The organism is Bartonella sp. 11B, assembly GCF_002022625.1.
In the GTDB taxonomy this organism is placed as follows: Bacteria; Pseudomonadota; Alphaproteobacteria; order Rhizobiales; family Rhizobiaceae; genus Bartonella; species Bartonella rochalimae.
This window is the reverse complement of the sequence record NZ_CP019783.1, coordinates 676,780-688,492: the sequence shown is the minus strand read 5'-3', so window position 1 is coordinate 688,492 and position 11,713 is coordinate 676,780. Positions and strand designations below refer to the sequence as shown.

10 protein-coding genes are annotated in these 11,713 nt (G+C 33.5%); 3 read left to right on the top strand and 7 right to left on the bottom strand.

The annotated features are described in order from the left end of the window. Window positions 1-879 precede the first annotated feature (879 nt). From Bho11B_RS02885 to Bho11B_RS02875, 3 genes are read left to right on the top strand one after another with little or no spacing between them, the layout of a single operon-like run. Window positions 880-1,623: a creatininase family protein gene (locus Bho11B_RS02885; protein WP_035006216.1), complete on the top strand. Its 744-nt coding sequence runs from the start codon at window positions 880-882 to the stop codon at window positions 1,621-1,623. Window positions 1,624-1,634: 11 nt separating this feature from the next. After that, entirely contained in the window at window positions 1,635-2,669 is a 1,035-nt protein-coding gene (locus Bho11B_RS02880; protein WP_078674083.1) for a GTP-binding protein, read from the top strand. 10 nt (window positions 2,670-2,679) lie between these two features. After that, window positions 2,680-3,651, top strand: a complete 972-nt coding sequence (locus Bho11B_RS02875; RefSeq protein ID WP_035006218.1) for a WD40 repeat domain-containing protein — start codon at window positions 2,680-2,682, stop codon at window positions 3,649-3,651. A 244-nt stretch (window positions 3,652-3,895) separates the two neighbouring features. On the opposite strand, the gene Bho11B_RS02870 is transcribed toward Bho11B_RS02875, so the two are convergent. The 7 genes from Bho11B_RS02870 to Bho11B_RS02830 all read right to left on the bottom strand — a co-directional run bounded on the left by Bho11B_RS02870 (window position 3,896) and on the right by Bho11B_RS02830 (window position 11,656). Then, complete coding sequence (locus tag Bho11B_RS02870; RefSeq protein WP_078673617.1) at window positions 3,896-4,756, bottom strand: phytoene/squalene synthase family protein; 861 nt, start codon at window positions 4,754-4,756, stop codon at window positions 3,896-3,898. A gap of 620 nt (window positions 4,757-5,376) precedes the next feature. Further along, window positions 5,377-6,477 carry a N4-gp56 family major capsid protein gene (locus tag Bho11B_RS02860; RefSeq protein WP_078674141.1) on the bottom strand — a complete coding sequence of 367 codons (1,101 nt, stop codon included), beginning with the start codon at window positions 6,475-6,477 and terminating at the stop codon, window positions 5,377-5,379. Between the two features lie 95 nt (window positions 6,478-6,572). Further along, a complete protein-coding gene (locus Bho11B_RS02855) occupies window positions 6,573-6,803 on the bottom strand; it encodes a hypothetical protein (RefSeq protein WP_153300827.1) in 231 nt (76 codons plus the stop codon). After that, window positions 6,769-7,020, bottom strand: coding sequence for a hypothetical protein (locus Bho11B_RS02850; protein WP_078673615.1), 252 nt, complete (start codon window positions 7,018-7,020; stop codon window positions 6,769-6,771). Before Bho11B_RS02850 ends, Bho11B_RS02855 begins: the two co-directional genes overlap by 35 nt. 603 nt (window positions 7,021-7,623) lie before the next feature. Continuing rightward, complete coding sequence (locus Bho11B_RS02845; RefSeq protein WP_035006221.1) at window positions 7,624-8,010, bottom strand: Mth938-like domain-containing protein; 387 nt, start codon at window positions 8,008-8,010, stop codon at window positions 7,624-7,626. A gap of 310 nt (window positions 8,011-8,320) precedes the next feature. Then, complete coding sequence (gene yajC / locus Bho11B_RS02840) at window positions 8,321-8,779, bottom strand: preprotein translocase subunit YajC (RefSeq protein ID WP_078673614.1); 459 nt, start codon at window positions 8,777-8,779, stop codon at window positions 8,321-8,323. A 1,674-nt stretch (window positions 8,780-10,453) separates the two neighbouring features. Further along, window positions 10,454-11,656 (bottom strand): M23 family metallopeptidase, encoded by a 1,203-nt coding sequence (locus Bho11B_RS02830; protein ID WP_078673613.1) that lies wholly within the window; start codon window positions 11,654-11,656, stop codon window positions 10,454-10,456. Between the last annotated feature and the right edge of the window lie 57 nt (window positions 11,657-11,713).

The following is an 11,713-nucleotide window of genomic DNA, read 5'->3' as shown; positions in this document are numbered from 1 at the left end:
AGCACTTTAAACGTAAATTAACCAGACTCAGCCTATCATAAGACAAATCTTAGCTTTTAAAAGAAAAAATAAAATATTATTTTCAAATATTTATATGGTTTTTCTTATCTTAATTATAAAGTAAAAATATAAACAATAACCACATTATTTAATAACTACGAAAATGATCTTTTAAACTAATCAATTTCACTCATGCTTCATTCTACTTTCTTAGCTTTTCTATCTCGATTATAAAGCCATCGTCATTATTAAAATAATTATATATTATAAATTTTCTCATCGCTCATTTTATAGTTGAATCTTGAATTCTCAACATTAAAAGCTCATTGTTCTAGAGCTATTTCAATTATTTTAGATAAGATATTGAACGCTCTTAATATATTTTTTAGAATGGCCCCTCTTTATAGATTCTAAAACCTTCGGTGAAACACGTTATTAAATCACTAGCAATTTTTACATTATTTTCTGTATCGGTTTTCCTTGGAAAGTTTAAACTTTTTTATAAATAAATGAATATTTTATTATTGATATTTAATAAATTTCTTAATCATAATTCTAGTATAAACTTTATATTTTCTCTTCATATAAATCGAAAAGAAATTTCTATCTTTCAAATATATAAATATACATTACCTTTAGCAGCATAATTCTACCCAGAATATTTAATATTCCTCAGAATTAATTGCTCTAAAATTAATGAGGCAACCTAAATAATTCATAATATCAGCTCAAATAAAGTTTGATTTTACTTCATACATATTTCGATGCAAAAAACACTCTATATTTGCGTTTCTTCTGTATATGGACTAAAGTTGAAGAAAACTATTTCCATCATATTGTATCATGTGAATCTATTCACTTCTTTTTGGCAATGAATTTATGGTATCTGATCTCCTTCCTCTCGCCCTTTTACCTCTGGGCGCACATGAATATCATGGCAATCACCTTCCCTTTGAAACAGACTGGATTATTGCTGAATCTTTTGCAAAAGCACTTACCTTAGAAACAAAAGAGCAATTTCAAATCACACTTTTACCAGTTGAAAAAATTGGTTATTCTGTAGAACATATGAATGTTATTGGTACACAAACATTGACCTTTTCTGGGGCTATAGAACGCTGGATCAACATTGGTGAACATTGTTATCATAAAGGCATCAGGCGTTTTCTTATCCTTAATGCTCATGGAGGCAATGCGCCTTTAATGAATATCGTCATTACAGAATTAAGAAAACGTTTTTCAATGCTTGCAGTAGCTACAAGTTGGAGTCGTTTCGGATTGCCAGAAGGCTTAATGGACCCATCTCAGATACATCTTGATATCCATGGTGGATTTATTGAAACCTCCTTAATGCTCTATTTAGCACCAGAAAAAGTCCATATGGAAAAAACAGAAAATTTTCATAATAAGCAAGCTGAGATGATTCAAAATTATCAATATTTACGAGCCTATGGACCTCATGCTTTTGGATGGATGATGCATGATCTTAATGAACAAGGAGTAGCAGGAAATGCAAGCCAAGCAACAGCACAAGCAGGTAAAGCAATTTTTTCCCATGTTCTCTGTGGACTTCGCGCTTTACTTGACGATATCAAGAAATTTAAAATAGATGCATTACAATGAAAGATATAATTATGGAAACAATACCCAATACATCTCCTAAAATTCCTGTTACAGTCCTTACAGGATATCTTGGATCAGGAAAGACTACCCTTCTTAATCGTATTTTAAATGAAAATCATAACAAACGTTACGCAGTTATTGTCAATGAATTTGGTGAAATTGGTATTGATAATGATCTGATTGTTGAATCAGAAGAAGAAATTTATGAAATGAACAATGGTTGTGTGTGCTGTACAGTGCGTGGCGATCTTATCCGCGTTTTGGAAAGCCTAATGCAACGCTCTAATCGATTTGATGCTATTATTATAGAAACCACAGGAATTGCTAATCCTACTCCAGTTGCACAAACTTTTTTTATGGATGATACTGTACGTGATAAAACAGCCCTTGACAGTGTCATTACGTTAATTGATGCAAAACACCTGCCACTTCAGCTGAAAGAAAGCCGCGAAGCAGAAGATCAAATTGCCTTCGCCGATATCATTTTGCTCAATAAAATTGATCTTGTCAGTGCAGAAGAACGAGCACATATTGAATCACTTATTTATACCATTAATTCCAATGCCATTATTTATGCAACAGAACGTGCAAACATTCCTCTTAATAAAATTCTTAATCGTGGTTCATTTGACTTACAACGAATTCTAGAAAACGATCCTCATTTTCTTAATCATGAAAATCCCGATCATGTATGTAGTCCCGAATGTGATCATGAACATCATCATGGGCACAGCCATAAATCACTTATGCATGATGTTACGATAACCTCTATAAGTTTAAAAACAGGTGCTCTTCAAAAAGAAAAATTTTTCTCATGGCTTCAACAAGTTACCCAAGAACAAGGTCCTAACATTTTACGTCTAAAAGGTATTATCGCATTTCACGGAGATGACGATCGTTATGTGATCCAAGGTATACATATGCTTCTTGAAGGACAACATCAACGCCCATGGCGTCAAAATGAAAAACGTGAAAGCCGGCTTGTTTTTATTGGTCGTTCTCTCGATGCTGAGAAATTAAAAACTGATTTTGAAAATTGCATATAAGCGAGTCAAAATGCCAAGTATTACTCCTTACAATCTCAAAAGTTATTGTTTATCTTGTGGTTTTATTAACGATAAGCCAGCTTTTGTTTCAGTAGAAGGTTTGATTGTTTTCCTTCAACCAAACCCACAAATTATTGAAGTGCATAAAGGCATAATTTCAAGCCATTTTTCTCCTGATAAGACAGCTATTATAACAGGTGGAGAAGATGGGAAAATATGTAAAACAACAACAGATGGTCGCATAGAGATATTGGGCATACAAAAAGGCAAATGGATAAACAGTGTTTCTTTCGGCCCACATAATGTATTTGCTTTTGCATCTTCGCGTTTGATGGTAACTAATATTGGTAAAGGTTTACAAGAGTTTTATCATAAATACAGTGTAGAAGGTTTAGCTTTCGCTCCGAAGGGATTACGACTTGCAGTTGCTCACTATAATGGTGTTACCCTTCATTGGTTGTTGACGCAAACAGTGCCAACCACATTAGAATGGAAAGGAGCACACTGTGATGTTATTTTCTCACCAGATAATCATTATGTAATTTCCACAATGCAAGAGAATGCCTTACATGGTTGGCGTCTTGCTGACAAACAACATTTACGCATGAGTGGCTATCCAAGCAAAGTTAAAAGCTGGTCTTGGAGCACAAAAGGAAAATGGTTAGCAACATCAGGTGCATCAGCTGCAATCGTTTGGCCTTTTCATACGAAAGATGGTCCAATAGGCAAAGCACCGTTAGAACTTGGTATACGAGCAAATGCGCTTGTTAGTATAGTTGCATGCCATCCAAGTAAAGAAATTGTAGCTATTGGCTTTAATGATGGAATAATTTCATGTGTACATTTTAGTGACGGAAAAGAAATATTTCTTAAACTTTGTAGCAAGAGCGCTATTTCAGCACTCAATTGGGATAAAACAGGCCATTACCTTGCCTTTGGCAGTGAAAATGGTGAATGCGGCATCATAAATATAACCACTTAAAAACATAACAATAAATTACCTCTTATGCTTTTAAATTGATCATATACTCTCTATCAATATTTGCTCTAAACAAGACCGCTGTAATCCACTGATCGATATGCTCAATCACTATCAAGGGCATATGAGCAAATAATTGAGTATAAAAGCCCCCTTTTCTACTACTGAATATAGTTGTTAATAATCTATACTCACATGAAGTTAATTATAAAATATACTTAAAATGCTAACTAGCTGAAAATTATTATTAAAATAATTTTGGAAAATGACCACTAATCGCTGCTTTTGTGATCAACCAATAGCGATACAGTAATAATGAAGTTGTATTTTCCTGAAAAACTTTTGCTCCCAACTGTATTGTTTTTTGCAAAGATGCCGGCGTAACTGCTAGCGGGAGAAATGCTGGTTTAAGCGTTTTAGGCAAAGTAACAGAATAATCATAAAACTTAAGATAGTAATCTCGTGATAATGCTACCATAGCCTCAATAATCTGTTGTTTTTGTTTATCATTGATACAATTAGAATTTAGCTCTTCCCGACTTATCCCCAAAGCCTCCAACATATCGGTAGGGAAATAACATTGATATCGTAATTGCATCAATGGTAAAAGACGTAATATACCACTTAACGCTTGAGCTATTCCCCCATATTTATAAGCATCTGTAAAATTTGGTGCCACATCAAAATCTAATATCTGGCAAGACAACTGCAATATTGTACTTGCTGTTTTACTACAATAAGCTTCAAGATCGTGAATAGTTGCTATTGGATTATTGTAAAGATCAAAAATACGCGCATCACAATAGTGTAAAAAAGTTATCTTAGATAACTTAAACAAAGTAATTGTTTTTAATAAATCATTTAAAATCGGATTACTCTCACTATTTTGTTGTTCATCGTTAGCAATAGAATCGCGCCACCAACGTAATCGTATTTCTCCCATAAGGGGATCACGCACACTTTCGCGAATACGAGCAATCTCTGCATTAAAAGCATAAAGAGCGGCTAATGCTCTGCGTTTTTGTTTGGGTGCAAATAAAACTGATATATAACGATCACGATCTGTATTACGTAAAATATCAAGACAATAAGGAAGAAAATTTGCCATTCTCTATCACACCATCAATACCTTTTTTATATCATACAAATTATTTTTTATTATATTTTTTAAATTTAGGAATTCTCAAATAAATGTGAGAGAAAAGGGAATAGGAGTTCCTAATATGCCTCTACAAAACATACCATTTTTTGCCACCTTTCTCTAATAATTTTTTAAATTTTTCTAAGTTCTGTTATGAAAAATTATCAAATGTTCTAATAAATATACCAACAATTTCACGATCACATGAATCAGAAGATTTGCTTATCAAGCTCTTGCTCCAAGCATCTATTTCTTTTCTTAAAATATAAGCTGTTGCTTGATTTAAAGCGTAGAGCTTAATGATCGTTTGTTCTATTAAAACAGGTATAGATTTTTCTAATCTCGATGGAAAAAATGCTACAGATAAATCTAATTTTTAGCCATATCTAAAAGGCATTCTGAGTGATCAATACGAAGTTTGCATAAGATTTTGTCAAATGATGTAAGCATTTTAAAAGTCTTGTTAGAAAAAAATATTCTCTTGATTCTAACAAATATTTTTGAAACTTTCTTCAATTATTGCAAATAATGACTTCTTTTTGAGATGTTTTTTTATAGTTTAAATCCTATTTATGTGCTCAATATTTTTATATTTCTTTAGAAAAAGAGGGGATAACTATCGTGCCAAAATCTTGCGCTCCTTGCGTAGAATAAGCCAAAGTATAACGTGATTTTTTCATACCAATGATGGTTTTGGCAGCAATGCCAAATTCGCTATCATAATCAAATAATTTCTCTACAAGATGATAACGCGGCTCATCCTTACGACCATAAGCTAAGATGACACTTTGCGCACCAAGCAAAACAGCACGACGAACAGAAAGAACAGGCTCCTGCGTTTTTGAATGAACACCATGAGGAACATATTCAGACTCTCGTAAAATGATACCATTATACATTCCAAACGAACCATTAAAAATCGGGGTTTTAGCGCGGCTTTCACTACAAACCGCTTCGGTAATGTCAAGCCACTGGCCAGCATCTGTATTGGTACGTAACTGCATCACCTGTTCTGGGTGAAGATACATCACATAAACACTTTCTCCATTGACATGTACCGATCTAATCTTAGGATTAGCCAATTTTGCACGTTTCACAGCATCATCAATAAGAGATAATGTAAACTCATCGTCTTTTGTGAGCTCTTCATCAGCCTTTTTATTCCCTGAGCGAAAAATGCGCAATTTACTCGGCTCTAATGGCTCATTAAAACCATAATGCACTGGTTTTATTGTTGTTGTATAACCATCAAACTTCATCCACGGAGCTGTATACCTAGCAGCTTGGATAAAGAACATCGTACTCAATCGATCAGCATACCAATCAACAAATCCATCCTTGGCATATTCACGCAAATTAAAGGGAATATGCTGTTGATCAATATTTTTAAAACGCACAGCATGAGAAAGCTCATTGAGCCGCACTATTTCATTCAGAAGAAGTGTTGTATTCCCTTCCAGTGCTTGCCCTTCAGTCACATCACCTCCTATAAGCTGAGCACATAATCTAGTTTTGACTGCATCACCCGCTGTTTTATTCAAACCATCCACAACTTGAATGATACTATTTTCATCTGTTCCCATCAAAGGAGCTATTGATGTCGCTTTTGAGCTTTCTGCGCTAAGCAGCTTAGACCAAATCTTAACGGCTAAGGGATGATTGATATTTTTTGCTTCTGTTGTTGCCATTTTAAAATGCCTTTCTTTGTCTTCAAATGAGCCTTACGGCATAACCAAGCAGCCACAACCACTTGGTTATCTCTTCTACACCACTGCGCATCTCTTCACACCCTGTCCATGATGTATTCAAATTTTTCTTTATTATTCTCAACCCATGCAGCAGTTTCATCTTCCGACATGGAAGAAAGTGTTCTCATATCAATACCGACCAAGGGAACCTGCCCACCACATGCGGCTAAAATCCACGCTGCTGTGTTACGCTCTTGGAGAGCTTCAACCTCATTGTTATTCTGGGGGCCGCTATAGCCAAAAGCTTTTGCTTTTTGCACAAGCACATCGATGGGTTAAGGCCGGCTTTTTGGCCTGCTGACAGATTTGACGCAATTCAGCACCAATTTGCTGTTCTCTCAGTGCAGAATCTTCCGACTGTGGATAAAGACTTGTTCGCACTTTTAATGAATTATCCGCAATCTCATGAAGATAATTTGTGATCTGTTCTAAATCTGGATATTTGTCTTGAACCAAAGGCGCTATTTTCACGTGCCCTATCATCTGGGTCACCCCCTATCCTCTCCCGTAACCTGTAACGGTAATACTTTATAAAGCAAGACATCATTTTTCTTTTTGGATCTACTCGTAGATAGCCAATTAAAATACTTTATTAAGCATGTTTGTATCCTTTTTGAAGGAAAATAAAGAACTCACTAAATGAAATTTGTGTACACAAAAATACTCTTTTTATATAGCATATAACCTTCTAACTTTTCAATAGAAAAACATTATAAATATCTGAAAAAATTAATTTATTTATCTTTTTATTTTTTCTTTTTATTGTGTTATTCATCATTTTATTATTGTCTATTGCTCTTCAAAAAATATCCTCTATAAAATGTCATTTATAGCAGAAGTTGAACGACACAAAAACACCAAAAGCTTTCAGAGAATAATGAACAACCTTTTAAAATGGGCAATTCAACAAGATCTTTTATAAAATAATATGGCCTCTCTTTACACGATAGGGGGCAAGCCATAAAAAGTTAGCTTTAGAAGCGATCAAAACACTCTAAAAAAAGAGACAAGAACAAAAAGATCCAATAGAACAATAATTACGAAAATCCCTCATATTTAATTAACATACTGATTTTATTAATTATATCATTCTATCGCAAATAACAACGCAGCAACTGAACGATTTTCAGCCAACAAAACATTAAATGTACGTACTGCAGCTCCCGTGCTCATTGTGTCTGTCGAAATATGCTTTTCCCATAAAAGACACCGCAATTTTTCAGGTAAACTCAATAATTCAAGTCCAGTACCTATCAATAAAATCTCAATCTTATCTGCTTCTTCCAAAATACGAGAAAGATTATCCTGTGTAGGAAGAGGTCCTGCCATGTCAATACCATAAATACCCGATGGTAAACAAATAATCGAACCCTTATGAGACATATCTGCGAAACGAAATCCTCCATTCCCATAAGCATCAATAGGCGCTCGCCCTGGAAAATGTGCTTCACGAATCTGAATTGCATATGACATAGTAGGCATCCTTTATTTTTGGAAACCCAATTGCATTTTTCTCTCCTAAATTAGTAAGAGGAAATAATAAACTAACTAACGTAGATTATAACACATCACCAAAGATGCGTAAAATATTTGACACCAATATTACCAAAATAAGAAGAAGACAGTACCCTAAGCAAAATTGCAAATAATATCAAAAAGTTTGCAATAAAATATAACGAACACCCATAACATAAACAAATAAAATCATCCCTATCTGTTTTCTTCAAAAAACTTGATTATACATAACAAATACCTTGAATAATAAAATAATTATATAACATAACTATGTTTTTGGTTTATTTTTCTTTTGTATTACTTTTTTTACTTTAGGTGCAGAAACACTTTTCTTCACTTCCACCTTACTTTCAGAAGTTTTGGGTGCTTTTATCTTAGAGCTAGGTTTTGATTTTTCTTCCGATAATGGCTCACCTTTAATCCGAACATCTGCTAATGTTGAACGAATAACGCGAATACGTATACCTTCACTAATTTCAACTTCTAGCTCACCACTTTCATCATAAACTTTTGTAACCTTACCAAGAATACCTCCACCCGTTATAACTGTATCTCCACGACGCACAGCATTAAGCATTTCCTGTCTCTTTTTCATTTGCGCACGCTGTGGACGAATAATTAAAAAATACATAATTGCAAAAATTAAAATGAAAGGGACAAAGGTAATAAATGATGTTCCATTCGACGTATGACTTACAGCCTGAGCATAAGCATTAGTAATCAACATTTTTATCTCCTATAGATTAAACTTCAAGTATCTCTCACTTTACAAATAAGTTTTTGCTTCGGAAGAAAAAAGCCCATCTAAATACTGTAAAACTACATCAGATAGTTGTAACTTTTTCAAAAGGAATAAAATTTTAAGAAAAAGAAAGCAACGAACAAAAGTTTCCAAAATAGATCTCATTCGTTTTTCCGGATATCATATAAATACCAGCTTTTCTCTAAATTAAACAGCATAATACTTGAAAATTATGTTATTCCAAATACAGCAATCATTCCATTTTTTGCATATTTTTACTGACTTTCTCAGTTATTTTAAAATAGAGTCCTCCAAGAAACACGTACTCTTAATTTACGTTCTCCTTAAACGCTCTAGCTAAATACCAAGAAGAATACTATTCATTCTATTAAAAAGAATAGCATTTGCACTTCCCTAGATAACAAGATCCTTAATATATTCCAAAAAAAAACCCGAAAGCAAGAACTTTCGAGAACTATAAACTCAGAATTTTACAATACAGACAATAATATGGTGCTTTTAGACACTATTTTTGAAACATTGTCAATAGAAAAATACTATATATTGATAAAATCTATATGAATCATCTATAAAAGGCTTAGAAACTGATTATCAACAAAAGGAATGCCATTTATATGAAATTAGTGTTACTTTCAAAAACAATAACAATAAGTATCCCCTTAGCTTTCATTATGTGTGGTATTGGAATATGGGCCACTTTTTCAATTATTTTCAATTGTTTTCTCTTGAAACCAACATTTATTACTCACGCATTCATCATCTCTTCTATCATCTCTTTTATTGTCATATTTTTAAAATCATGGTTTACAGCTTTTTTTATAGTTGGAATAGTAAGCTGCGGAGGTGTACTTATGAGTCATTTATTTAACCAGTTGCTCCTACTGTGGTTCGCTGTAGAACTTTTAATGCAATAGTTTTTCATACTTTTATAAAAATTGATAATTTAAAAACTATTTATGAAAGATTGCACGATTACGTTTAAAGTAAACCCATATTTTTTGTCCATTTTAATGCTTGAACAAAATATTATCAAATGTCTTTCACCCTTCATTTAAAACGTTTGCTAACTCTTTATGAGAACTATCCTATAACTTAAAATAATAATTACTGTACCTCCTATTGACAACCATATTCTCACAAGATCCTACACTTGTAGAATCTGTATTTTGTCGTGCTTTGTTAGTTTCTTCCTAACCGTAAAATTTAGAAGAACTGAATTAGAATAGCCTATTCTTTCAATGACTATCAATAATAACACAACTCGAAATAACGCTCTTATCTCACCTATTAAATAAATAATTATCCTCGACAACCAATACCACTTAACGATTGAAATACTATTTAAGTTAATCACACAAGAACTTAAATAACATCACAAGGAAGCTTATATTTGGAAACAAAGCAGATGAATTCATATGATCTTGAATTATTTTAATTGATCTCCTCTATATCTTAAAAGATGAGAATTACTATAAGCAGAACCTATATTGAAACATATAAACCTTTTCCTGCATGTTCCTCCTCCTGCTGATCGCTTATGCAATTACTTCATAGGCTTTCGAATGAAGTAATACACACCTTAATATCTCCAATCTAAAGGATGAAGTTTTATGGTGAAAAGATAAAACGGCAACCGATTTAATTTTCTAAGTATTCAGCAGGATCAACAGGGAGAGAATTCTTACGTACTTCAAAATAAACGCGTGGTGTTTTAGCGTCTCCTGAAAAACCTGACTTTGCAATTTCATCACCACGTCGTACCTTTTGCCCTCTACTAACAATAAGCTTACTATTATGCCCATAAATAGTAATAATATTGTTTTCATGCCGAATCATGACAACGTTACCAAGCTCTTTCAACCCATTACTTGCATAAATAACAACACCATTTTCTGCAGCTTTTACTGATGATCCTTCAGGAACCATAATATCTATTCCTCGATTAACTGCAGTTCCTTTCTTTTCGCCAAAATGACTCAACAAACGTCCTCGCACAGGCCACCGCATCTTAGAAATACCTGTCGATTGTGGAGTTATAATATCATTTGGGTCAATAATTTGATCTGACGTATCATTTATAGACTTATGTGTTGTTGCTTGTGTAGGAGAATTTTTTTCAATGTTTAACGTATCACTTTTAACTACAGGCATAGTTTTTACGGAAGTCTGAGCTACAGATGTAGGAGCTTTACCCTGTTTAACAGGAGATACAGTCTTAGATTGAAATGAAGATACATTTTTTGATGCATCTGAAATATTATTTTGAATATTTGATGCCATCTTTGTACTTTGACCTGGAATAATCAATGACTGACCAATATAAATAGAATTAGCGTTTATACCATTAGCTAACCTTAACGCATCAACACTGACACCCAACTGTTGCGCAATACTTAATAATGTATCCCCACTCTGCACAATATAAGAATTCTTTTTAAAAACAGAACCATTATTCACCTGTGAACGAGGAAGAGTTCCAAGATTTTGAGGCGGTATCCCCATAACCTGACCATCAGAAAAATGCTTGTTCTTATCAGGATAAAAAACTTCCTTTTGCCTTGAAGAATTATTATATGGGGAATTGTAATCAGCGTCTGAAATACTACTTGATTCTACAGGTGGCAATTCACTGCTTTGTATTTCAACATTTTGTGATAACATTCGCGGATCATCAGTCATAGTCATGAATGTAGTTGACTGGGTAGGAGTAATATTATTATAAGAACCACCAGAAAAACGCTGCGTACTGGAACTACAACCAGTAGCTATTAATATCACCATCAAAAGAGCAGCTTTTAGAAAAGTACACTTTAAAATGCTACTTGAAACCCTTATATACATAGTTTTGCTCACTAGCCAATATTTAAATCATTCTATTAAAGCTTCCTAATCTTACCT